This window comes from Streptococcus mitis, from assembly GCF_047465045.1.
Classification (GTDB): domain Bacteria; phylum Bacillota; class Bacilli; order Lactobacillales; family Streptococcaceae; genus Streptococcus; species Streptococcus mitis_DT.
Window position 1 is genome coordinate 1 of record NZ_JASHAR010000021.1, and the last position, 21,566, is coordinate 21,566.

Genomic DNA, 21,566 nt, shown 5'->3' on the forward strand with positions numbered 1-21,566 from the left:
ACTTTTTCAATAGTAAAGACGAGATGGTCTTATGGTAAGAAAGAACTGATTTCTAGTGGTAAAGTTGTTTGATTTGTGTTATAGTGAATATGCATGGGATAGCCTTTCTAAATGGTTTATTGTGCAACTCTATTTTACCAAGACTATCGCAACCATGCAAAAAAGCAACGGCAAATCCGTTGTTTTTTTGGAAATAAGGGACTATTGTCCCAGACTCCTTTTATCTGGAAATTAAGAAATGAGCATATTTCTTTCCTTGTTTGGCGGAATTGGTTATAATATACGGTACAGAGGAATGAATATGTATCGTGTTATAGAAATGTACGGAGATTTTGAACCTTGGTGGTTCTTAGAAGGTTGGGAAGAAGATATTGTAGCAAGTAGAAAATTTGACCAGTATTATGATGCTCTCAAATACTACAAAACTTGCTGGTTTAGATTGGAACAAGAATCCCCTCTTTATAAAAGTAGAAGTGACTTGATGACCATTTTTTGGGATCCGGAAGATCAACGTTGGTGTGATGAATGTGATGAATATTTACAACAATACCATTCGTTGGCTCTTTTGCAGGATGAGCAGGTCATCCCAGATGAAAAACTACGCCCAGGCTATGAAAAACAAACCGGTCAGGAAAGGCATCGTTCTTGCCGTATGAAATTAAAATAGAGAAAAAGTAACTTTTTTTGGAGTTGCTTTTTTTTATTTTTTCAAATCTTTGCGAATAGTATAGGTGAGGAGGTAAGTATGGTTCAAGAAATTGCACAAGAAATCATTCGTTCGGCCCGGAAAAAAGGGGCGCAGGATATTTATTTTGTCCCTAAGTTAGACGCCTATGAGCTTCATATGAGGATAGGAGACGAGCGTTGTAAAATCGGTTGTTATGATTTTGAAAAGTTTGCTGCCGTTATCAGCCACTTTAAGTTTGTGGCGGGTATGAATGTGGGAGAAAAGCGACGTAGTCAGCTAGGTTCCTGTGATTATGAATATGACCAGAAGATGGCGTCCCTACGTTTATCTACTGTAGGCGATTATCGAGGGCATGAGAGTTTAGTCATTCGCTTGTTGCACGATGAGGAGCAGGACTTGCATTTTTGGTTTCAGGATATTGACGAATTGGGTAAAAAGTATAGGCGACGGGGACTTTATCTTTTTGCTGGCCCAGTCGGCAGTGGTAAGACAACCTTGATGCACGAATTAGCCAAGTCTCTTTTTAAGGGACAACAAGTCATGTCCATTGAAGATCCGGTAGAAATCAAACAAGAGGATATGCTCCAGTTGCAGTTGAATGAAGCGATTGGACTAACCTATGAAAATCTCATCAAGGTTTCTTTGCGTCATCGACCAGATCTCTTGATTATCGGCGAAATTCGGGACAGTGAGACGGCGCGTGCAGTGGTCAGAGCCAGTTTGACAGGGGCGACAGTCTTTTCAACCATTCACGCCAAGAGTATCCGAGGAGTTTATGAACGTTTACTGGAGTTGGGTGTGAGTGAGGAGGAATTGGCAGTCGTTCTGCAGGGAGTCTGCTATCAGAGATTAATCGGGGGAGGAGGAATCGTTGACTTTGCAAACAAAGACTATCAAGAACACCAGCCAACTAGCTGGAATGAACAGATTGACCAACTTCTTAAAGACGGACATATCACAAGTCTTCAGGCTGAAACGGAAAAAATTAGCTACAGCTAAGCAAAAAAATATCATCACCTTGTTTAACAATCTCTTTTCCAGCGGTTTTCATCTGGTGGAGACCATCTCCTTTTTAGATAGGAGTGCATTATTGGACAAGCAGTGTGTGACCCAGATGCGCACGGGCTTGTCTCAGGGGAAATCATTCTCAGAAATGATGGAAAGTTTGGGCTTTTCAAGTGCCATTGTCACTCAGTTATCCCTAGCTGAAGTCCATGGGAATCTTCACCTGAGTTTGGGAAAGATAGAAGAGTATCTAGATAATCTGGCCAAGGTCAAGAAAAAACTAATTGAGGTAGCGACCTATCCCTTGATTTTGCTGGGTTTTCTTCTTTTAATCATGCTGGGGCTACGGAACTACCTACTACCACAACTGGATAGTAGCAATATTGCCACTCAAATCATTGGCAATCTACCACAAATTTTTCTAGTAATGGTAGGGTTTGTTTCAGTAGGTGTCCTTTTAGCACTAACTTTTTATAAAAGAAGTTCTAAGATGCGCGTCTTTTCTATCTTAGCACGCCTTCCCTTTCTTGGAATCTTTGTTCAGACCTATTTGACAGCTTATTATGCGCGTGAGTGGGGGAATATGATTTCGCAGGGAATGGAGCTGACGCAGATTTTTCAGATCATGCAGGAACAAGGTTCCCAACTCTTTAAAGAAATCGGTCGAGACCTAGCTCAATCCTTACAAAATGGTTGCGAATTTTCTCAAACCATAGAAACCTATCCTTTCTTTAAAAAGGAGTTGAGTCTCATTATCGAGTATGGGGAAGTCAAGTCCAAGCTGGGTAGTGAGTTGGAAATCTATGCTGAAAAAACTTGGGAAGCTTTTTTTACCCGAGTCAACCGCACCATGAATCTGGTGCAGCCACTGGTTTTTATCTTTGTGGCTCTGATTATTGTTTTACTTTATGCGGCAATGCTCATGCCCATGTATCAAAATATGGAGGTAAATTTCTAAAATGAAAAAAATGATGACATTCTTGAAAAAAGCGAAGGTTAAAGCTTTTACACTTGTGGAGATGTTGGTGGTCTTGCTCATTATCAGTGTGCTTCTCTTACTCTTTGTACCTAATTTGACCAAGCAAAAAGAAGCAGTCAATGACAAAGGAAAAGCAGCTGTTGTTAAGGTGGTGGAAAGTCAGGCAGAACTTTATAGTTTGAATAAAAATGAAGAGGCTACTCTAAGCAAATTACAAGCAGATAATCGCATCACAGAAGAGCAAGCTAAAGCTTATAAAGAATATCATGCAAAACAAAATAAGACTCAAACGGTCGCGGATTAAGGCCTTTACCATGCTGGAAAGCCTCTTGGTTTTGGGCCTTGTGAGTATCCTTGCCTTGGGCTTGTCCGGCTCTGTTCAGTCCACTTTTGCGGCGGTAGAGGAGCAGATTTTCTTTATGGAGTTTGAAGAACTCTATCGGGAAACTCAAAAACGCAGTGTAGCTAGTCAGCAAAAGACTAGTCTAAACTTAGATGGGCAGACGATCAGTAATGGCAGTCAAAAGCTGACAGTTCCTAAAGGAATTCAGGCACCATCGGGACAAAGTATCACATTTGACCGAGCTGGGGGCAATTCGTCCTTGGATAAGGTTGAATTTCAGACCAGTAAAGGAAAGATTCGCTATCAGTTATATATAGGAAATGGAAAAATTAAACGCATTAAGGAAACAAAAAATTAGGGCAGTGATTTTACTGGAAGCAGTAGTTGCTTTAGCTATCTTTGCTAGCATTGCTACCCTTCTTTTGGGACAAATTCAAAAGAATAGGCAAGAAGAAGCAAAAATCTTGCAGAAAGAAGAAGTTGTGCGTGTAGCTAAGATGGCACTGCAGACAGGTCAAAATCAGGTAAACGTAAACGGAGTTGAGATTCAGGTATTTTCTAGTGAAAAGGGATTGGAGGTCTACCATGGTTCAGAACAGTTGTTGGCAATCAAAGAGCTATAAGGTCAAGGCTTTTACTTTGTTAGAATCCCTTATTGCCCTCATTGTCATCAGTGGAAGTTTGCTCCTCTTTCAAGCCATGAGTCAGCTCCTCATTTCAGAAGTTCGTTATCAGCAGCAAAGCGAGCAAAAGGAGCGGCTCTTGTTTGTGGACCAGCTGGAGGCAGAATTAGACCGTTCGCAATTCGAAAAAGTGGAAGGCAATCGCCTCTATATGAAGCAAGATGGCAAGGATATTGCTATGGGTAAGTCCAAATCAGATGATTTTCGAAAAACTGATGCCAGTGGACGGGGTTATCAGCCCATGGTTTATGGACTCAAATCTGCACAGATTACAGAGGAGAATCAACTGGTTCGCTTTCGTTTTCAATTCCAAAAAGGTTTAGAAAGGGAGTTCATCTATCGTGTGGAAAAAGAAAAAAGTTAAGGCAGGTGTTCTCATCTATGCAGTCACTATGGCAGCCATCTTTAGTCTTTTGTTACAATTTTACTTGAACCGACAAGTCACCCACTATCAAGACTACGCTTTAAATAAAGAAAAGCTGGTCGCTTTTGCCATGGCCAAACGAACGAAAGATAAGGTTGAGCAAGAAAGTGGGGAACAGGCCTTTAATCTGGGTCAGGTGAGCTATCAAAATAAGAAAACAAGCTTGGTGACGACGGTTCATACGCCTAAGAGCCAATATGAGTTCATCTTTCCTTCCGTCAAAATCAAAGAAGAGAAAACAGATAAAAAGGAAAAGGTAGTGACTGATTCAAGTAATCAATCAGAGAATAAAAAATCAGAAGAGAAGGTTGAAAAGAAAGAGAATTCCTAGCCAATCAAGCTACTTTGTGCTAAACTGAAAATATGAAACATGATTTTAACCACAAAGCAGAAACTTTTGATTCACCTAAAAATATCTTCCTTGCAAACTTGGTTTGTCAAGCAGTCGAGAAACAGATTGATTTTCTATCAGACAAAGAAATTTTGGATTTCGGTGGAGGGACGGGTCTGTTAACCTTGCCCCTAGCTAAGCAGGCCAAGTCTGTAATATTGGTGGATATTTCGGAGAAAATGCTGGAGCAAGCTCGTTTGAAAGCGGAGCAGCAAGACATCAAGAATATCCAGTTTTTGGAGCAAGATTTACTGGAAAAACCCTTGGAGAAAGAGTTTGATCTCATTGTTGTTTGTCGTGTTCTTCATCATATGCCTGATTTGGATGCGGCTCTCTCACTGTTTCATCAACATTTGAAGGAAGATGGACAACTCCTACTTGCTGATTTTACCAAGACAGAAGCTAACCATCATGGATTTGAATTGGTTGAACTGGAAAACAGGCTAGCCCAGTTTGGTTTTTCATCTGTGCATAGTCAGACCCTCTATAGCGCTGAAGACCTGTTTCAAGGAAATTACTCAGAACTCTTTTTAACAGTAGCCCAAAAATCACTCGCCTAGTCAGGGAGTGATTTTTCTATAAGGATGGAAAAAAGAAGGGAAATTTGGTAAGATAGGAATATGGATTTTGAAAAAATTGAACAAGCTTATACCTATTTACTAGAGAATGTCCAAGTCATTCAAAGTGATTTGGCGACCAACTTTTATGACGCCCTGGTGGAGCAAAACAGCATTTATCTGGATGGTGAAACTGAGCTAAATCAGGTAAAAGATAACAATCAAGCCCTTAAGCGTTTAGCACTACGCAAAGAAGAATGGCTCAAGACCTACCAGTTTCTCTTGATGAAGGCTGGGCAAACAGAACCCCTACAGGCTAATCACCAGTTTACACCGGATGCTATTGCCTTACTTTTGGTGTTTATTGTGGAAGAGTTGTTTAAAGAGGAGGAAATTACTATCCTCGAAATGGGTTCTGGGATGGGAATTCTAGGCGCTACTTTCTTGACCTCGCTTGATAAAAAGGTGGATTACTTGGGAATGGAAGTGGATGATTTGTTGATTGATTTGGCAGCTAGCATGGCAGATGTAATTGGTTTGCAGGCTGGCTTTGTCCAAGGAGATGCCGTTCGTCCACAAATGCTCAAAGAAAGCGATGTGGTCATCAGCGACTTGCCTGTTGGCTATTATCCTGATGATGCCGTTGCGTCGCGCCATCAAGTTGCTTCTAGTCAAGAACATACTTACGCCCATCACTTGCTCATGGAACAAGGACTTAAGTACCTCAAGTCAGATGGATACGCTATTTTTCTCGCTCCGAGTGATTTGTTGACCAGTCCTCAAAGTGATTTGTTGAAAGGCTGGTTGAAAGAGGAGGCAAGTCTGACTGCCATGATTAGTCTGCCTGAAAATCTCTTTGCTAATGCTAAACAATCCAAGACTATTTTTATCTTACAGAAGAAAAGTGAAATAGCAGTGGAGCCTTTTATTTATCCACTTTCTAGCTTGCAAGATGCAAGTGTTTTAATGAAATTTAAAGAAAATTTTCAAAAATGGACTCAAGGTACTGAAATATAAAATAGATTTTGTTATAATAGATGAAAACGCTTAAAAAGGGGTATCATGTTATGACAAAAACAATTGCAATCAATGCGGGAAGTTCAAGTTTGAAATGGCAACTTTATCAAATGCCAGAGGAAAAAGTTCTTGCTAAAGGTTTAATTGAACGTATCGGCTTGAAAGATTCAATTTCAACTGTAAAATTTGATGGTCGTTCTGAACAACAAATTTTGGATATTGAAAATCATACACAAGCCGTTAAAATCTTATTGGATGACTTGATTCGTTTCGATATTATCAAGGCTTATGATGAGATTACAGGTGTTGGACACCGTGTTGTTGCAGGTGGAGAATATTTCAAAGAATCAACAGTTGTTGAAGGGGATGTTTTAGAAAAAGTTGAAGAGTTGAGTTTGTTGGCTCCTCTCCACAATCCAGCTAATGCAGCAGGTGTTCGCGCCTTCAAGGAATTGTTGCCAGACATTACCAGTGTAGTTGTTTTTGATACTTCATTCCACACAACTATGCCAGAGAAAGCTTATCGCTACCCTCTACCAACAAAATATTACACAGAAAACAAGGTTCGTAAATATGGTGCCCACGGTACAAGTCACCAGTTTGTAGCAGGAGAAGCTGCAAAACTCTTGGGCCGTCCATTAGAGGACTTGAAATTGATTACTTGCCACATCGGTAATGGTGCTTCTATTACAGCAGTTAATGGCGGTCAATCTGTTGATACTTCAATGGGATTCACTCCACTTGGTGGTGTGATGATGGGAACTCGTACAGGAGATATTGACCCAGCTATCATTCCTTACTTAATGCAATATACAGAGGACTTTAACACGCCTGAAGACATTAGTCACGTTCTTAATCGTGAATCAGGACTAATGGGGGTTTCAGGTAAATCTAGTGATATGCGTGATGTGATTGCTGCTATGGAAGAAGGGGACCACGATGCCACTTTAGCCTATGAAATGTATGTTGACCGTATCCAAAAACATATCGGTCAATACCTTGCAGTCCTAAATGGAGCAGATGCTATTATCTTTACTGCGGGTATCGGTGAAAATGCTGCAAACGTACGTGAAGATGTTATCTCAGGGATTTCTTGGTTTGGCTGTGATGTTGACCCAGAAAAGAACGTCTTTGGTGTGACAGGAGACATTTCAACAGAGGCAGCGAAAATTCGTGTTTTGGTTATTCCAACAGATGAAGAATTGGTCATTGCCCGTGACGTTGAACGCTTGAAAAAATAACTAAAATCAGAAAAAATATTCAGTACAAGGAGTTGGGAAAGAGATTTTTCCAGCTTCTTTTTCTGATGGAAATGTCCAAAACCTTGCTATGATTGGCTTTTTTGAAAAATATGGTATAATAGTAGTAATTTAATAGATGGAGTTGAGTTTTGAAGAAAAACTTTCGTGTAAAAAGAGAGAAAGATTTTAAGGCGATTTTCAAGGAGGGGACAAGTTTTGCTAATCGCAAATTTGTTGTCTACCAACTAGAAAACCAGAAAAACCATTTTCGAGTAGGTCTATCAGTTAGCAAAAAACTTGGGAATGCCGTCACTAGAAATCAAATCAAGCGACGAATTAGACATATTATCCAGAATGCTAAAGGGAGTCTGGTAGAAGATGTCGACTTTGTTGTCATTGCTCGAAAAGGGGTTGAAACCTTGGGATACGCAGAGATGGAGAAAAATCTACTCCACGTATTAAAATTATCAAAGATTTACCAGGAAGGAAATGGGAGTGAAAAAGAAACTACAGTTGACTAGTTTGCTAGGACTGTCTCTATTGATCATGACAGCCTGTGCGACTAATGGGACAACTAGCGATATCACAGCCGAATCAGCTGATTTTTGGAGTAAATTTGTTTACTTCTTTGCGGAAATTATTCGCTTTTTATCGTTTGATATCAGCATCGGAGTGGGGATTATTCTCTTTACGATCTTGATTCGTACAGTTCTCTTGCCAGTCTTTCAAGTGCAAATGGTGGCTTCTAGAAAAATGCAGGAAGCTCAACCACGCATTAAGGCGCTTCGAGAACAATATCCAGGTAGAGATATGGAAAGCAGAACCAAGCTAGAGCAAGAAATGCGTAAAGTCTTTAAAGAAATGGGTGTCAGACAGTCAGATTCTCTTTGGCCGATTTTGATTCAGATGCCGGTTATCTTGGCCTTGTTCCAAGCTCTATCAAGAGTTGACTTTTTAAAGACAGGTCATTTCTTATGGATTAACCTTGGTGGTGTGGATACAACCCTTGTTCTTCCGATTTTAGCAGCTGTATTCACCTTTTTAAGTACTTGGCTGTCTAATAAAGCATTGTCTGAGCGTAATGGAGCTACGACGGCGATGATGTATGGGATTCCGGTCTTGATTTTTATCTTTGCAGTTTATGCGCCGGGTGGAGTCGCCTTATACTGGACAGTATCCAATGCTTATCAAGTCCTGCAAACCTATTTTTTGAATAATCCATTCAAGATTATCGCAGAGCGCGAGGCTGTAGCTCAGGCACAGAAAGATTTGGAAAATAGAAAAAGAAAAGCCAAGAAAAAGGCTCAGAAAACGAAATAATAAGGAGGAATCTGGTAATGGTAGTATTTACAGGTTCAACTGTTGAAGAAGCAATCCAGAAAGGATTGAAAGAATTAGATATCCCAAGACTGAAGGCTCACATCAAAGTCATTTCTCGTGAAAAAAATGGCTTTCTTGGTTTATTTGGTAAAAAACCAGCTCAAGTTGATATTGAAGCTATTAGTGAAACGACAGTTGTAAAAGCAAACCAACAAGCTGTAAAGGGAGTTCCGAAGCAAATTAATGATTTGAATGAGCCTGTTAAAACAGTCAGTGAAGCAACTGTTGATTTGGGTCATGTTGTAGAGGCAATTAAAAAGATTGAGGAAGAAGGCCAAGGTATTTCTGATGAAGTCAAGGCTGAAATCTTAAAACATGAAAGACATGCCAGCACTATCTTAGAAGAAACTGGTCACATTGAGATTTTAAATGAATTACAACTTGAAGAAACTGCTCTCGAAGGAGAAGTAGGAACTCCTAATATTGAAAGCCAAGCCGAGCAAACTGAAAGTCAAGAATTAAAAGATTTGGGCTTGAAGGTGGAGCCAAGCTTTGATATTGAACAAGTAGCTACGGAAGTAGCGACTTATGTCCAAACAATCATTGATGATATGGACGTTGAGGCGACGATTTCAAATGATTATAACCGTCGTAGCATCAATTTACAAATTGATACAAATGAGCCAGGGCGTATTATCGGTTACCATGGTAAAGTTTTGAAGGCCTTGCAACTATTGGCTCAAAATTATCTTTACAACCGCTATTCAAGAACCTTCTATATTACAATCAATGTCAATGATTATGTTGAACACCGTGCAGAAGTCTTGCAGACCTATGCGCAAAAATTGGCGACTCGTGTTTTAGAAGAAGGTCGCAGCCGACAAACAGATCCAATGTCAAATAGCGAACGCAAGATTATCCATCGCATTATTTCACGCATGGATGGCGTGACGAGTTATTCTGAGGGTGACGAGCCAAATCGCTATGTTGTCGTAGATGCAGAATAAGCAAAGCAAAATCAGGTTAATCCTGATTTTTTGCTAGCTAGAGGAGATTAAACTAATGTTGAATAAGATAAGAGACTATCTAGACTTTGCTGATTTACAGTACCGTAATCCTGATAAAGCGGGAGAAGAACGAGAGAAAATGATGGCATTTCGCCACAAAGGTCAAGAGGCCAGAAAGGCTTTTACAGAGCTAGCCAAAGCCTTTCAAGCAAGCCATCCAGAATGGCAACTCCAACAGACTAGCCAGTGGATGAATCAGGCGCAACGTTTGAGACCACATTTCTGGGTCTATCTACAGAGAGACGGACAAGTGACAGAGCCTATGCTAGCCTTACGTTTGTACGGGACATCTACTGACTTTGGAATTTCTTTGGAAGTCAGTTTTATCCAGCGTAAGAAGGATGAGCAAACTCTAGGCAAGCAGGCTAAAGTTTTAGAAATTCCAACCGTTGAAGGTGTTTATTATCTAGTCTACTCTGATGGTCAAAGTCAACGGTGGGAGGCGAACGAAGAAAATCGTCAAATTTTAAGAAATAAACTATCCAATCAGGAAGTCCGAAAAGTGTTAGTTAAAATAGATGTCCCTATAACAGAGAATTCATCTGAAGAAGAAATCGTAGAAGCCCTACTGAAATCTTATGATAAAATTCTTCCATTTTATCTAGCTACGAGAAACTAAGCTAATCATTAAAATATCATAAATCATACAGTCCAAGAGTGAACAGTCCGCTGTGTAATTCTTGGTCTTTTTGTTTACGCTTTCAAATTATATAATAAACCTACAAAAACAATTCAAAAGGAGAACAATTATGGAAGTCATTTCAAGTGTTCTAAATTGGTTTTCTAGCAATATTTTGCAGAATCCCGCATTTTTCGTAGGTTTATTGGTGTTGATAGGATACGCACTTTTGAAAAAACCTGCCCACGACGTTTTCTCAGGGTTTGTTAAAGCAACAGTAGGGTATATGTTGCTCAATGTGGGTGCAGGTGGTTTGGTTACAACCTTCCGTCCGATCTTAGCAGCCCTTAACTACAAATTCCAAATTGGTGCAGCGGTTATCGACCCTTACTTTGGACTTGCTGCAGCAAACAACAAAATTGCAGCAGAGTTTCCAGATTTTGTTGGAACTGCAACTACAGCTCTATTGATTGGTTTCGGAATAAATATCTTGCTCGTAGCTCTTCGCAAGATCACGAAGGTAAGAACCCTCTTTATTACTGGTCACATCATGGTACAACAAGCTGCAACAGTATCTCTTATGGTTCTATTCTTAGTACCACAATTGCGCAATGCTTACGGTACAGCAGCGATTGGTATCATCTGTGGACTTTACTGGGCAGTTAGTTCAAATATGACTGTTGAGGCAACTCAACGCTTGACTGGTGGTGGCGGATTTGCGATTGGTCACCAACAGCAATTTGCAATCTGGTTTGTAGATAAAGTAGCAGGACGCTTTGGTAAGAAAGAAGAAAGTTTAGACAATCTTAAATTACCTAAGTTCCTCTCAATCTTCCACGATACAGTTGTTGCATCTGCTACCTTGATGCTCGTATTCTTCGGAGCCATTCTTTTAATCTTGGGTCCAGACATTATGTCTAATAAAGAAGTCATCACTTCAGGAACTCTATTCAATCCTGCTAAACAAGATTTCTTTATGTACATTATTCAAACAGCCTTTACCTTCTCAGTTTACTTGTTCGTTTTGATGCAAGGTGTCCGCATGTTCGTATCTGAGTTGACAAACGCCTTCCAAGGTATTTCAAACAAATTGTTGCCAGGCTCATTCCCAGCGGTTGACGTTGCAGCTTCTTATGGATTTGGTTCTCCAAACGCTGTCTTGTCAGGATTTGCCTTTGGTTTGATTGGTCAATTGATCACAATTGTCTTGCTCATCGTCTTTAAAAATCCGATTCTTATTATTACAGGATTTGTACCAGTGTTCTTTGACAATGCAGCCATTGCGGTCTACGCTGATAAACGCGGTGGATGGAAAGCGCCTGTTATCCTATCCTTCATCTCAGGTGTTCTCCAAGTTGCTTTAGGAGCTCTCTGTGTAGCTCTTCTTGATTTAGCATCTTATGGTGGTTACCATGGAAATATCGACTTTGAATTCCCATGGCTTGGATTTGGATATATCTTCAAATACCTTGGTATTGTTGGTTATGTACTTGTGTGTCTCTTCTTGCTTGTTATTCCTCAACTTCAATTTGCCAAAGCAAAAGATAAAGAGAAATATTACAACGGTGCAGTTCAAGAAGAAGCTTAGTATCTAGAAAAGGAGAAATAAAATGGTTAAAGTATTAGCAGCGTGCGGAAATGGAATGGGTTCATCAATGGTTATCAAGATGAAGGTTGAAAATGCTCTCCGTAAGCTTAATCAAACAGATTTTACAGTCAATTCATGCAGTGTCGGTGAAGCTAAAGGTTTAGCAGCAGGATATGACATCGTAATCGCTTCTCTTCATTTGATCCAAGAATTGGAAGGGCGAACTAATGGGAAGTTAATTGGGCTTGACAACTTGATGGATGATAAAGAAATCACTGAAAAACTCAGTCAAGCACTACAGTAAAAGGTTGGAGGGGGCTGGATAGAAACTGAGAGTCATCGTTTCTGTCCTTCTCCCTCTTTAAATAAAGGAGGCAGATATGAATTTAAAACAAGCTTTAATTGACAATGACTCGATCCGACTAGGTTTAGAAGCTAAAGACTGGAAAGAAGCAGTCAAGGTAGCAGTAGATCCCTTGATTGAAAGTGGAGCAATTTTGCCAGAGTATTACGATGCTATCATTGAATCGACTGAAGAGTATGGCCCATACTATATCTTAATGCCAGGTATGGCTATGCCCCATGCTAGACCTGAAGCTGGAGTGCAAAGAGATGCCTTTTCATTGATCACCTTACAAAATCCTGTTGTATTTTCAGATGGGAAAGAAGTTTCAGTTTTGTTGGCACTAGCAGCAACAAGCTCAAAAATTCACACAAGTGTAGCCATTCCACAGATTATTGCCTTGTTTGAATTAGAAGATTCTATCGCACGTTTACAGGTTTGCCAGACTAAGGAAGATGTCTTGACGATGATTGAAGAATCTAAGGATAGCCCTTATCTCGAGGGATTGGATTTGGAAAGTTAGAAAGAGGAATAAAGAGATGACAAAAAGAATACCTAATTTACAAGTTGCATTAGATCATTCAGACTTGCAAGGAGCGATTAAAGCAGCTGTTTCTGTTGGTCAGGAAGTAGATATTATCGAAGCTGGAACTGTTTGCTTATTACAAGTTGGAAGTGAACTGGTTGAAGTCTTGCGAAGCCTTTTTCCAGATAAGATTATTGTGGCAGACACAAAATGTGCCGATGCTGGTGGAACAGTTGCCAAAAATAATGCCGTTCGTGGTGCCGATTGGATGACTTGTATCTGTTGTGCAACTATCCCTACTATGGAAGCGGCTCTAAAGGCTATCATGGCTGAACGTGGAGACCGAGGCGAAATCCAGATTGAACTTTATGGCGATTGGACTTTTGAACAAGCTCAGCTTTGGCTAGATGCTGGTATCTCACAAGCTATTTATCACCAATCTCGTGATGCACTTCTTGCTGGTGAGACTTGGGGTGAAAAAGACCTTAATAAGGTTAAAAAACTTATCGACATGGGCTTCCGTGTGTCTGTAACAGGTGGTCTAGATGTAGATACTCTCAAACTATTTGAAGGCGTTGATGTCTTTACCTTTATCGCAGGTCGCGGAATTACAGAGGCTGCAGATCCAGCAGGAGCAGCGCGTGCCTTCAAGGATGAAATCAGACGAATTTGGGGGTAAACCATGGCACGTCCAATTGGAATTTATGAAAAGGCAACCCCGACACACTTTACTTGGCTAGAACGTTTAAATTTTGCCAAGGAGTTAGGCTTTGATTTTGTCGAGATGTCTATTGATGAACGTGACGAGCGTTTAGCAAGACTGGACTGGAGCAAGGACGAGCGTTTGGAAGTTGTCAAAGCAATCTATAAAACTGGTGTTCGTATTCCTTCTATCTGTTTTTCAGGCCATCGTCGCTACCCATTGGGATCAAATGATCCAGTTCTAGAGGAAAAATCTCTAGAACTCATGAAAAAATGTATTGAATTAGCCCAAGACTTGGGAGTTCGTACTATTCAATTAGCTGGTTACGACGTTTATTATGAGGAAAAGTCACCCCAGACACGCCAACGTTTTATCAAAAATTTGAGAAAAGCTTGTGACTGGGCTGAAGAGGCTCAGGTGGTACTTGCTATTGAAATTATGGATGATCCTTTTATCAATAGTATCGAAAAATACTTGGCTGTAGAAAAGGATGTTGACTCTCCCTACCTTTTTGTATATCCAGATATTGGGAATGTGTCTGCATGGCATAATGATGTCTATAGTGAGTTCTATCTAGGTCACCATGCTATCACAGCTCTCCATCTCAAGGATACTTATGCAGTGACAGAAAGTTCAAAGGGGCAGTTCCGAGATGTACCTTTTGGGCAAGGTTGTGTCAAATGGGAAGAAGCTTTCGATATTTTAAAGCAAACCAATTATAATGGTCCTTTCCTAATCGAAATGTGGTCTGAAAATTGTGAAACTGTAGAAGAAACACGCGCAGCCATTCAAGAGGCACAAGCTTTTCTCTATCCACTAATTAAGAAAGCAGGTTTGATGTAAGATGAATCAAGTAATTAATGCTATGCGTAAACGAGTCTGTGATGCCAATCAATCATTGCAAAAACATGGACTTGTCAAATTTACCTGGGGCAATGTATCGGAAGTCAATCGTGAACTCGGTGTCATTGTTATCAAACCATCAGGCGTAGATTATGACGAATTGACACCTGAAAACATGGTGGCAACTGACCTGGATGGCAAGGTTCTAGAAGGAGATTTAAGACCATCTTCGGACCTTCCAACTCATGTGCAGTTATATAAGGCTTGGCCAGAGATTGCTAGTGTGGTCCATACCCATTCGACAGAAGCTGTTGGTTGGGCTCAGGCAGGTCGTGATATTCCTTTCTATGGAACAACCCATGCAGATTATTTCTACGGTTCAATCCCTTGCGCTCGTAGTTTGACCAAAGATGAAGTAGAAGTAGCCTATGAAAAAGATACTGGCTTGGTTATCGTAGAAGAATTTGAGCGTCGTGGTCTCAATCCTGTTGAAGTACCAGGTATTGTTGTACGCAATCACGGTCCATTCACTTGGGGAAAAAATCCAGAGAATGCTGTTTATCACTCTGTCGTACTAGAGGAAGTATCAAAGATGAATCGCTTTACAGAACAAATCAATCCAAGAGTTGAACCTGCTCCTCAGTACATTCTAGAAAAACACTACCAACGTAAGCATGGACCAAATGCTTATTACGGTCAAAAGAAATAAGAAATTGAATTGAAAAGAGGCTAGGACCTTTCGATCCAAGCCTCGCTTTTGTAATTGTAAGTATTCGTTATTAAGAGACTACTGTTGATAATTGAAATGCGTTAGTGAATGTGATACTATTATAAAGTTGTTTTCAAGGCAGTTGATTGATAGAGGAGTATGAAATATGGTACTGGATAAGGCAAGTTGTGATTTACTTCAATATTTGATGGATCAAGAAACGTCCAAAACGATTATGGCGATTTCAAAAGATTTGAAAGAGTCAAGAAGGAAAATTTATTATCACATTGACAAAATCAATGCTGCTTTGGGTGACGAGGCGCTTCATATCATTAGTATTCCACGAATTGGTATTCACTTAACGGAAGAGCAGAGAGATGCTTGTTGTGAACTATTATCGGAAGTAGATTCGTACGATTATATCATGAGTGCGCATGAACGTATGATGATAATGTTACTATGGATAGGTATTTCTAAAGAACGTATTACGATTGAAAAATTGATGGAGTTAACAGAGGTGTCTAGGAATACTGTTCTCAATGATTTGAATAGTATTCGTTATCAACTAACTTTGGAACAATATCAGGTGACCTTGCAAGTGAGCAAGTCACAGGGATACCATCTTCATGCCCACCCTCTTAATAAAATTCAGTATCTTCAATCGCTTCTATATCATATTTTTATGGAAGAAAATGCCACTTTTGTATCTATTTTAGAAGATAAGATGAAAGAGAGGTTAGATGGTGAGTGTTTGCTTTCTGTTGAAATGAACCAATTTTTTAAGGAACAGGTTCCTTTAGTTGAACAAGATTTAGGGAAGAAAATAAATCATCATGAAGTAACTTTTATGTTGCAGGTTCTACCTTATTTGCTGTTAAGCTGTCATAATGTTGAACAGTATCAAGAAAGACATCAGGATATAGAGAAAGAATTTTCTTTAATAAGAAAAAGAATAGAGTATCAGGTGTCTAAGAAATTAGGAGAACGGTTGTTTCAAAAGTTTGAAATTTCTTTGTCAGAACTTGAAGTTTCTCTTGTAGCTGTTCTTCTCCTCTCCTATCGTAAAGATTTGGATATTCATGCAGAAAGTGATGATTTTCGGCAGTTAAAACTTGCTTTAGAAGAATTCATCTGGTATTTTGAATCACAAATCCGAATGGAGATTGAGAACAAGGATGATTTGTTAAGAAATTTGATGATCCACTGTAAAGCCTTGTTATTTAGAAAGACTTACGGTATTTTTTCTAAAAATCCTCTAACAAAACAAATTCGATCCAAGTATGGAGAATTATTTTTAGTCACTAGAAAATCTGCGGAAATTTTAGAAGGAGCATGGTTTATTCGTCTAACAGACGATGATATTGCCTATTTGACGATTCATATTGGAGGATTTTTAAAGTATACACCATCGTCTCAAAAAAATATGAAAAAAGTTTATCTCGTTTGTGATGAAGGTGTTGCGGTTTCGAGACTTTTGCTGAAACAATGCAAACTTTATTTTCCAAATGAGCAAATTGGTACTGTATTTACAACAGAACAATTTAAGAGTGTGGAAGATATTGCACAAGTTGATGTAGTGATTACTACTAATGATGATTTGGATAGCAGATTTCCGATTTTAAGGGTTAATCCTATCCTTGAAGCAGAAGATATTTTGAAAATGCTAGACTATCTTAAACACAATATATTTCGTAATGAGAGCAAAAGTTTCAGTGAAAATCTTTCTAGTCTTATTTCGTCTTATATTGTAGACAGTAAGTTGGCTAGTAAGTTCCAAGAAGAGGTTCAAACACTTATAAATCAAGAAATAGTAGTTCAAGCTTTTTTGGAAGATATTTGAAGGACAGTCCAATGATGAACACAAACCTGTGTTTTTCTTGGTCTTTTTTAGTGTTTTGAAGGGTGGTATACTAATCTCAAAGATAACAATTATATCCAAAGGAGGCAACATATGCCAAACGTCAAAGAAATTACAAGAGAGTCATGGATTTTAGCTACTTTCCCAGAGTGGGGAACATGGTTGAACGAAGAAATCGAAGAAGAAGTCGTACCTGAAGGCAATTTTGCCATGTGGTGGCTAGGCAACTGTGGTACTTGGATTAAGACACCAGGTGGTGCTAACGTTGTCATGGACCTTTGGTCAAACCGTGGAAAATCAACCAAAAAAGTGAAAGATATGGTTCGTGGGCACCAAATGGCAAATATGGCAGGTGTTCGTAAGTTGCAACCAAACTTACGTGTTCAGCCGATGGTTATCGATCCATTTGCTATCAACGAACTAGATTATTACTTAGTTTCACACTTCCATAGTGATCATATCGACCCATACACAGCTGCAGCAATTCTCAACAATTCTAAGTTAGAGCATGTTAAGTTTATCGGTCCTTACCACTGTGGACGAATCTGGGAAGGATGGGGTGTTCCAAAAGAACGTATCATCGTTGTTAAACCAGGTGACACTATCGAATTAAAAGATATGAAGATTCATGCAGTAGAATCATTTGACCGTACTTGTTTGGTAACTCTCCCAGTGAACGGTGCTGATGAGACAGGCGGTGAACTTGCTGGCTTAACTGTTACAGATGAAGAAATGGCTCAAAAGGCTGTTAACTATATCTTTGAAACACCAGGTGGAACCATCTATCATGGTGCAGATTCTCACTTCTCAAACTATTTTGCAAAACATGGTAAAGACTTTAAAATTGATGTTGCTTTGAATAACTATGGTGAAAATCCGGTAGGTATCCAAGATAAAATGACATCTATCGACCTTCTTCGTATGGCAGAAAATCTGCGTACCAAAGTCATTATCCCAGTTCACTATGATATCTGGTCTAACTTCATGGCTTCCACTAATGAGATTCTAGAACTTTGGAAAATGAGAAAAGATCGCTTGCAATACGATTTCCATCCATTTATCTGGGAAGTCGGCGGTAAGTACACTTATCCTCAAGATCAACACTTAGTAGAATACCATCATCCACGTGGTTTTGATGATTGTTTTGAACAAGACTCTAACATTCAATTTAAAGCTTTGCTATAATATAAAAATATTCTTTGGAGGTTATCCGTATGTTGCATGATACGGATAATTTTCATATAATAGTAAAATAGAATGTGTGATTCAATAATCACCTCAAATAGAAAGGAAATTCTATGTCAAATCTATCTGTTAATGCAATTCGTTTCCTAGGTATTGACGCCATTAATAAAGCCAACTCAGGTCACCCAGGTGTGGTTATGGGAGCAGCTCCGATGGCTTACAGCCTCTTTACAAAACAACTTCGTATCAATCCGGCTCAACCAAACTGGATTAACCGTGACCGTTTTATTCTTTCAGCTGGTCATGGTTCAATGCTTCTATATGCCCTTCTTCATCTTTCTGGTTTTGAAGATGTCAGCATGGATGAAATCAAGAGCTTCCGCCAATGGGGTTCTAAAACACCAGGTCACCCAGAATTTGGTCATACAGCAGGGATTGATGCTACGACAGGTCCTCTAGGGCAAGGGATTTCGACTGCTACTGGTTTTGCCCAAGCAGAACGTTTCTTGGCAGCCAAATATAACCGCGAAGGCTACAATATCTTTGACCACTATACTTACGTTATCTGTGGCGACGGAGATTTGATGGAAGGTGTCTCAAGCGAGGCGGCTTCATATGCGGGCTTGCAAAAACTAGACAAGTTGGTTGTTCTTTATGATTCAAATGACATTAACTTGGATGGTGAGACAAAGGATTCCTTTACAGAAAGTGTTCGTGACCGTTACAATGCCTACGGTTGGCATACAGCCTTGGTTGAAGATGGAACAGACTTGGAAGCAATTCATGCTGCTATCGAAACAGCTAAAGTTTCAGGTAAACCATCTTTGATTGAAGTGAAGACTGTGATTGGATACGGTTCTCCAAACAAACAAGGAACTAATGCCGTACACGGTGCTCCTCTTGGAGCAGATGAAACTGCAGCAACTCGCCAAGCGCTAGGTTGGGACTATGAACCATTTGAAATTCCAGAACAAGTATATACTGATTTCAAAGAAAATGTTGCAGACCGTGGTGCATCAGCTTATGAAGCATGGGCAAAACTAGTCGCAGATTACAAAGAAGCGCATCCAGAATTGGCTGCAGAATTGGAAGCAATCATCGATGGGCGTGATCCAGTTGAAGTGACTCCAGCAGACTTCCCAGCCTTAGAAAATGGCTTCTCTCAAGCAACTCGTAACTCGAGTCAGGATGCTTTGAACGTTGTGGCAGCTAAGTTACCAACCTTCTTAGGTGGATCAGCTGACCTAGCTCACTCAAACATGACTTATATCAAGACTGATGGACTTCAAGATGATACCAATCGCTTGAACCGTAACATTCAGTTTGGTGTTCGTGAATTTGCCATGGGAACTATCTTGAACGGGATGGCCCTTCACGGTGGACTTCGTGTATACGGTGGAACTTTCTTCGTCTTCTCTGACTATGTGAAGGCAGCTGTTCGCTTGTCAGCCTTACAAGGACTTCCTGTGACTTATGTCTTTACCCACGATTCAATCGCGGTTGGGGAAGATGGCCCAACGCACGAGCCAGTTGAACACTTAGCAGGTCTTCGTGCTATGCCAAATCTAAATGTTTTCCGTCCAGCAGATGCGCGTGAAACGCAAGCAGCTTGGTACCTTGCAGTGACAAGTAAGAAAACGCCAACTGCCCTTGTCTTGACACGTCAGAATTTGACTGTTGAAGAGGGAACAGACTTCGACAAGGTTGCAAAAGGTGCCTATGTCGTCTATGAAAATGCAGCAGATTTTGATACCATCTTGATTGCGACAGGTTCAGAGGTCAATCTAGCTGTCTCAGCGGCTAAAGAATTGGCTAGTCAAGGCGAAAAAGTCCGCGTAGTCAGCATGTCATCTACAGATGTCTTTGATAAACAAGATGCAGCATACAAGGAAGAAATTCTTCCAAATGCAGTTCGCCGTCGTGTTGCAGTTGAAATGGGTGCAACTCAAAACTGGTACAAATACGTTGGTCTTGATGGCGCCGTTCTCGGTATTGATACCTTCGGAGCCTCTGCACCAGCACCAAAAGTATTGGCAGAATATGGCTTTACTGTCGAAAATCTTGTAAAAGTCGTTCAAAATTTGAAATAATCCTAAAAATCAGGGCGCAAGCTCTGGTTTTTTCTTACTAGAAAAGCAAGGTACAATCTTGTAAAAGTAGCTGAAATTTGATATAGTAGTCCTATGTAAAAGACAAAGGAGAATATAATGGAATCACAATATACATTTTTAATCATTCTTGTGGCTATGGTGGGCTTGATGTTCTTTACGCAACGCTCTCAAAAGAAACAAGCACAAAAACGTATGGAAAGCTTGAATAAATTACAAAAAGGCTATGAAGTTATTACAATCGGTGGACTTTATGGAACAGTCGATGAAGTAGATACTGAGAAGAGAACGATTGTTCTTGATGTAGATGGAGTTTACTTGACTTTTGAACTAGCTGCTATCAAGACAGTATTACCGCTGAAAGAAACAGCTTCACTCGAAGGTGCAATTGAAAAATAAGACGGGATCACTAACTCCCGTTTTTCTATAAAAGAAAGGAAATGGGATGAAAAAACTAGTCTTTGTCTGTCTGGGGAATATTTGCCGTAGTCCTATGGCTGAGTTTGTTATGAAATCAATGACAGATAATTATGAAATCCAAAGTCGAGCGACTTCTTCTTGGGAACATGGCAATCCGATTCATAAGGGAACTCAAGGGATTTTTCAACGGTATGGGATTCCTTATGACAAAGCCAAAACATCGCTTCAGATTAGTAAGGAAGATTTTGAAGCCTTTGATTATATTATCGGAATGGACGCTTCAAATGTTTCTGACTTACGTCAGATGTGTCTAGTAGACTGTCAAGATAGGATTTACTCATTTGCATCTGAAAGTGTTCCAGACCCTTGGTATACAGGAGATTTTGAGGAAACCTATCAGCGTGTTCAAGAGGGTTGTCAAGCTTGGTTAAAACGTTTAGAAAAGGAGAGTGAAGGTGGAAAATCTTAAGAATTTTTACGAAAAGTATCATGTCTATCTGACTCGTCCACGTTTAGAGATTTTGGCAGTAGTTATGATTGTTTTCTGTGCTGTACTCATCTTTTTTCTAAATATTCCCGGAAAAGGTGTTCTAAAGCTTGATAATGGAACCATTGTTTACGACGGTAGTCTTGTCCGTGGTAAAATGAATGGCCAAGGAACCATCACCTTCCAAAATGGAGACCAATATACAGGTGGTTTCAACAATGGAGCTTTCAACGGAAAAGGTACCTTTCAATCTAAAGAAGGCTGGACCTACGAAGGGGATTTTGTAAATGGTCAGGCTGAAGGAAAAGGAAAACTAACAACAGAACAAGAAGTCGTTTATGAAGGGACCTTTAAACAAGGCGTTTTTCAACAAAAATAAAGCCTCCTTATCAAAGGAGGTATTGTTAAAATGTTTAAGTAAGCGCTTACCTGCAAATCCCTATCTTTCCAAGTCCCTCTTCC

Annotated in this window: 27 protein-coding genes and 1 pseudogene; all 28 read left to right on the forward strand. The window is 39.8% G+C overall.

All coding sequences use genetic code 11. From position 1 onward, the window contains the following. The first annotated feature begins 73 nt into the window (after positions 1-73). The 28 genes and pseudogenes from QM409_RS09405 (at position 74) to QM409_RS09540 (ending at position 21,483) form a co-directional block, all read left to right on the forward strand. Positions 74-279 (forward strand): annotated as a pseudogene (locus QM409_RS09405) (hypothetical protein). A 22-nt stretch (positions 280-301) separates the two neighbouring features. Further along, the gene (locus QM409_RS09410; protein ID WP_050225212.1) at positions 302-667 is read left to right on the forward strand and encodes a DUF1033 family protein; all 366 of its coding nucleotides are present in this window, start codon (positions 302-304) and stop codon (positions 665-667) included. A 78-nt stretch (positions 668-745) separates the two neighbouring features. After that, positions 746-1,687 (forward strand): competence type IV pilus ATPase ComGA, encoded by a 942-nt coding sequence (gene comGA, locus QM409_RS09415; RefSeq protein ID WP_414305624.1) that lies wholly within the window; start codon positions 746-748, stop codon positions 1,685-1,687. Beyond that, entirely contained in the window at positions 1,608-2,651 is a 1,044-nt protein-coding gene (comGB, locus tag QM409_RS09420) for a competence type IV pilus assembly protein ComGB (protein WP_080890699.1), read from the forward strand. The genes comGA and comGB overlap by 80 nt, the downstream gene beginning before the upstream one ends. A gap of 1 nt (position 2,652) precedes the next feature. Further along, the gene (gene comGC / locus QM409_RS09425; RefSeq protein WP_050223437.1) at positions 2,653-2,976 is read left to right on the forward strand and encodes a competence type IV pilus major pilin ComGC; all 324 of its coding nucleotides are present in this window, start codon (positions 2,653-2,655) and stop codon (positions 2,974-2,976) included. Then, positions 2,939-3,373: a competence type IV pilus minor pilin ComGD gene (gene comGD / locus QM409_RS09430; RefSeq protein ID WP_153210732.1), complete on the forward strand. Its 435-nt coding sequence runs from the start codon at positions 2,939-2,941 to the stop codon at positions 3,371-3,373. Before comGC ends, comGD begins: the two co-directional genes overlap by 38 nt. Then, the gene (gene comGE, locus QM409_RS09435) at positions 3,336-3,638 is read left to right on the forward strand and encodes a competence type IV pilus minor pilin ComGE (RefSeq protein WP_094753516.1); all 303 of its coding nucleotides are present in this window, start codon (positions 3,336-3,338) and stop codon (positions 3,636-3,638) included. The genes comGD and comGE overlap by 38 nt, the downstream gene beginning before the upstream one ends. Next, a complete protein-coding gene (gene comGF / locus QM409_RS09440) occupies positions 3,601-4,062 on the forward strand; it encodes a competence type IV pilus minor pilin ComGF (protein WP_414305623.1) in 462 nt (153 codons plus the stop codon). The genes comGE and comGF overlap by 38 nt, the downstream gene beginning before the upstream one ends. After that, positions 4,040-4,453, forward strand: a complete 414-nt coding sequence (gene comGG / locus QM409_RS09445; RefSeq protein WP_084925452.1) for a competence type IV pilus minor pilin ComGG — start codon at positions 4,040-4,042, stop codon at positions 4,451-4,453. The genes comGF and comGG overlap by 23 nt, the downstream gene beginning before the upstream one ends. 32 nt (positions 4,454-4,485) lie before the next feature. Continuing rightward, on the forward strand, positions 4,486-5,073 hold the full coding sequence (locus tag QM409_RS09450) for a class I SAM-dependent methyltransferase (protein ID WP_179211371.1): 588 nt from the start codon (positions 4,486-4,488) through the stop codon (positions 5,071-5,073). A 60-nt stretch (positions 5,074-5,133) separates the two neighbouring features. After that, positions 5,134-6,087: a class I SAM-dependent methyltransferase gene (locus tag QM409_RS09455; RefSeq protein ID WP_024056736.1), complete on the forward strand. Its 954-nt coding sequence runs from the start codon at positions 5,134-5,136 to the stop codon at positions 6,085-6,087. 50 nt (positions 6,088-6,137) lie between these two features. Beyond that, positions 6,138-7,328 carry an acetate kinase gene (locus QM409_RS09460; protein WP_084923198.1) on the forward strand — a complete coding sequence of 397 codons (1,191 nt, stop codon included), beginning with the start codon at positions 6,138-6,140 and terminating at the stop codon, positions 7,326-7,328. A gap of 149 nt (positions 7,329-7,477) precedes the next feature. Beyond that, positions 7,478-7,849 (forward strand): ribonuclease P protein component, encoded by a 372-nt coding sequence (gene rnpA / locus QM409_RS09465; RefSeq protein ID WP_000739245.1) that lies wholly within the window; start codon positions 7,478-7,480, stop codon positions 7,847-7,849. Beyond that, a complete protein-coding gene (locus QM409_RS09470) occupies positions 7,824-8,648 on the forward strand; it encodes a membrane protein insertase YidC (protein WP_205008446.1) in 825 nt (274 codons plus the stop codon). The genes rnpA and QM409_RS09470 overlap by 26 nt, the downstream gene beginning before the upstream one ends. 17 nt (positions 8,649-8,665) lie before the next feature. Beyond that, positions 8,666-9,655 (forward strand): RNA-binding cell elongation regulator Jag/EloR, encoded by a 990-nt coding sequence (gene jag / locus QM409_RS09475; RefSeq protein WP_414305622.1) that lies wholly within the window; start codon positions 8,666-8,668, stop codon positions 9,653-9,655. Between the two features lie 55 nt (positions 9,656-9,710). Continuing rightward, positions 9,711-10,334 (forward strand): HI_0552 family protein, encoded by a 624-nt coding sequence (locus tag QM409_RS09480; RefSeq protein ID WP_414305621.1) that lies wholly within the window; start codon positions 9,711-9,713, stop codon positions 10,332-10,334. Between the two features lie 130 nt (positions 10,335-10,464). Next, positions 10,465-11,922 (forward strand): PTS ascorbate transporter subunit IIC, encoded by a 1,458-nt coding sequence (locus QM409_RS09485; protein WP_414305620.1) that lies wholly within the window; start codon positions 10,465-10,467, stop codon positions 11,920-11,922. 22 nt (positions 11,923-11,944) lie between these two features. After that, complete coding sequence (locus QM409_RS09490) at positions 11,945-12,226, forward strand: PTS sugar transporter subunit IIB (protein ID WP_000241466.1); 282 nt, start codon at positions 11,945-11,947, stop codon at positions 12,224-12,226. Positions 12,227-12,302: 76 nt separating this feature from the next. Then, complete coding sequence (locus QM409_RS09495) at positions 12,303-12,788, forward strand: PTS sugar transporter subunit IIA (protein ID WP_033679597.1); 486 nt, start codon at positions 12,303-12,305, stop codon at positions 12,786-12,788. 16 nt (positions 12,789-12,804) lie between these two features. Beyond that, positions 12,805-13,470: a 3-keto-L-gulonate-6-phosphate decarboxylase UlaD gene (locus tag QM409_RS09500; protein WP_023947938.1), complete on the forward strand. Its 666-nt coding sequence runs from the start codon at positions 12,805-12,807 to the stop codon at positions 13,468-13,470. Positions 13,471-13,473: 3 nt separating this feature from the next. Further along, entirely contained in the window at positions 13,474-14,337 is an 864-nt protein-coding gene (locus QM409_RS09505) for an L-ribulose-5-phosphate 3-epimerase (protein WP_023947936.1), read from the forward strand. Between the two features lies 1 nt (position 14,338). Continuing rightward, positions 14,339-15,046, forward strand: coding sequence for an L-ribulose-5-phosphate 4-epimerase (locus QM409_RS09510; protein ID WP_033679598.1), 708 nt, complete (start codon positions 14,339-14,341; stop codon positions 15,044-15,046). Between the two features lie 166 nt (positions 15,047-15,212). Continuing rightward, positions 15,213-16,886: a BglG family transcription antiterminator gene (locus tag QM409_RS09515; RefSeq protein ID WP_000242091.1), complete on the forward strand. Its 1,674-nt coding sequence runs from the start codon at positions 15,213-15,215 to the stop codon at positions 16,884-16,886. Positions 16,887-16,997: 111 nt separating this feature from the next. After that, positions 16,998-18,089: an L-ascorbate 6-phosphate lactonase gene (gene ulaG / locus QM409_RS09520; RefSeq protein ID WP_023947932.1), complete on the forward strand. Its 1,092-nt coding sequence runs from the start codon at positions 16,998-17,000 to the stop codon at positions 18,087-18,089. 113 nt (positions 18,090-18,202) lie between these two features. Further along, a complete protein-coding gene (tkt, locus tag QM409_RS09525; RefSeq protein ID WP_414305619.1) occupies positions 18,203-20,179 on the forward strand; it encodes a transketolase in 1,977 nt (658 codons plus the stop codon). A 117-nt stretch (positions 20,180-20,296) separates the two neighbouring features. Next, complete coding sequence (yajC, locus tag QM409_RS09530) at positions 20,297-20,596, forward strand: preprotein translocase subunit YajC (RefSeq protein ID WP_000445811.1); 300 nt, start codon at positions 20,297-20,299, stop codon at positions 20,594-20,596. 46 nt (positions 20,597-20,642) lie between these two features. Further along, positions 20,643-21,086, forward strand: coding sequence for a low molecular weight protein-tyrosine-phosphatase (locus QM409_RS09535; RefSeq protein WP_414305618.1), 444 nt, complete (start codon positions 20,643-20,645; stop codon positions 21,084-21,086). Next, complete coding sequence (locus QM409_RS09540; RefSeq protein ID WP_414305617.1) at positions 21,073-21,483, forward strand: hypothetical protein; 411 nt, start codon at positions 21,073-21,075, stop codon at positions 21,481-21,483. The genes QM409_RS09535 and QM409_RS09540 overlap by 14 nt, the downstream gene beginning before the upstream one ends. The last annotated feature ends 83 nt before the right edge of the window (positions 21,484-21,566 follow it).

What these genes read in the sequence shown, in the direction of transcription:
- QM409_RS09410 (WP_050225212.1), top strand. Translation starts at nt 302, where the DNA reads ATGTATCGTGTTATAGAAATGTACGGAGATTTTGAACCTTGGTGGTTC.
- comGA (WP_414305624.1), top strand. Translation starts at nt 746, where the DNA reads ATGGTTCAAGAAATTGCACAAGAAATCATTCGTTCGGCCCGGAAAAAA.
- comGB (WP_080890699.1), top strand. Translation starts at nt 1,608, where the DNA reads ATGAACAGATTGACCAACTTCTTAAAGACGGACATATCACAAGTCTTC.
- comGC (WP_050223437.1), top strand. Translation starts at nt 2,653, where the DNA reads ATGAAAAAAATGATGACATTCTTGAAAAAAGCGAAGGTTAAAGCTTTT.
- comGD (WP_153210732.1), top strand. Translation starts at nt 2,939, where the DNA reads ATGCAAAACAAAATAAGACTCAAACGGTCGCGGATTAAGGCCTTTACC.
- comGE (WP_094753516.1), top strand. Translation starts at nt 3,336, where the DNA reads ATGGAAAAATTAAACGCATTAAGGAAACAAAAAATTAGGGCAGTGATT.
- comGF (WP_414305623.1), top strand. Translation starts at nt 3,601, where the DNA reads ATGGTTCAGAACAGTTGTTGGCAATCAAAGAGCTATAAGGTCAAGGCT.
- QM409_RS09450 (WP_179211371.1), top strand. Translation starts at nt 4,486, where the DNA reads ATGAAACATGATTTTAACCACAAAGCAGAAACTTTTGATTCACCTAAA.
- QM409_RS09455 (WP_024056736.1), top strand. Translation starts at nt 5,134, where the DNA reads ATGGATTTTGAAAAAATTGAACAAGCTTATACCTATTTACTAGAGAAT.
- QM409_RS09460 (WP_084923198.1), top strand. Translation starts at nt 6,138, where the DNA reads ATGACAAAAACAATTGCAATCAATGCGGGAAGTTCAAGTTTGAAATGG.
- jag (WP_414305622.1), top strand. Translation starts at nt 8,666, where the DNA reads ATGGTAGTATTTACAGGTTCAACTGTTGAAGAAGCAATCCAGAAAGGA.
- QM409_RS09480 (WP_414305621.1), top strand. Translation starts at nt 9,711, where the DNA reads ATGTTGAATAAGATAAGAGACTATCTAGACTTTGCTGATTTACAGTAC.
- QM409_RS09485 (WP_414305620.1), top strand. Translation starts at nt 10,465, where the DNA reads ATGGAAGTCATTTCAAGTGTTCTAAATTGGTTTTCTAGCAATATTTTG.
- QM409_RS09490 (WP_000241466.1), top strand. Translation starts at nt 11,945, where the DNA reads ATGGTTAAAGTATTAGCAGCGTGCGGAAATGGAATGGGTTCATCAATG.
- QM409_RS09495 (WP_033679597.1), top strand. Translation starts at nt 12,303, where the DNA reads ATGAATTTAAAACAAGCTTTAATTGACAATGACTCGATCCGACTAGGT.
- QM409_RS09500 (WP_023947938.1), top strand. Translation starts at nt 12,805, where the DNA reads ATGACAAAAAGAATACCTAATTTACAAGTTGCATTAGATCATTCAGAC.
- QM409_RS09505 (WP_023947936.1), top strand. Translation starts at nt 13,474, where the DNA reads ATGGCACGTCCAATTGGAATTTATGAAAAGGCAACCCCGACACACTTT.
- QM409_RS09510 (WP_033679598.1), top strand. Translation starts at nt 14,339, where the DNA reads ATGAATCAAGTAATTAATGCTATGCGTAAACGAGTCTGTGATGCCAAT.
- QM409_RS09515 (WP_000242091.1), top strand. Translation starts at nt 15,213, where the DNA reads ATGGTACTGGATAAGGCAAGTTGTGATTTACTTCAATATTTGATGGAT.
- ulaG (WP_023947932.1), top strand. Translation starts at nt 16,998, where the DNA reads ATGCCAAACGTCAAAGAAATTACAAGAGAGTCATGGATTTTAGCTACT.
- tkt (WP_414305619.1), top strand. Translation starts at nt 18,203, where the DNA reads ATGTCAAATCTATCTGTTAATGCAATTCGTTTCCTAGGTATTGACGCC.
- yajC (WP_000445811.1), top strand. Translation starts at nt 20,297, where the DNA reads ATGGAATCACAATATACATTTTTAATCATTCTTGTGGCTATGGTGGGC.
- QM409_RS09535 (WP_414305618.1), top strand. Translation starts at nt 20,643, where the DNA reads ATGAAAAAACTAGTCTTTGTCTGTCTGGGGAATATTTGCCGTAGTCCT.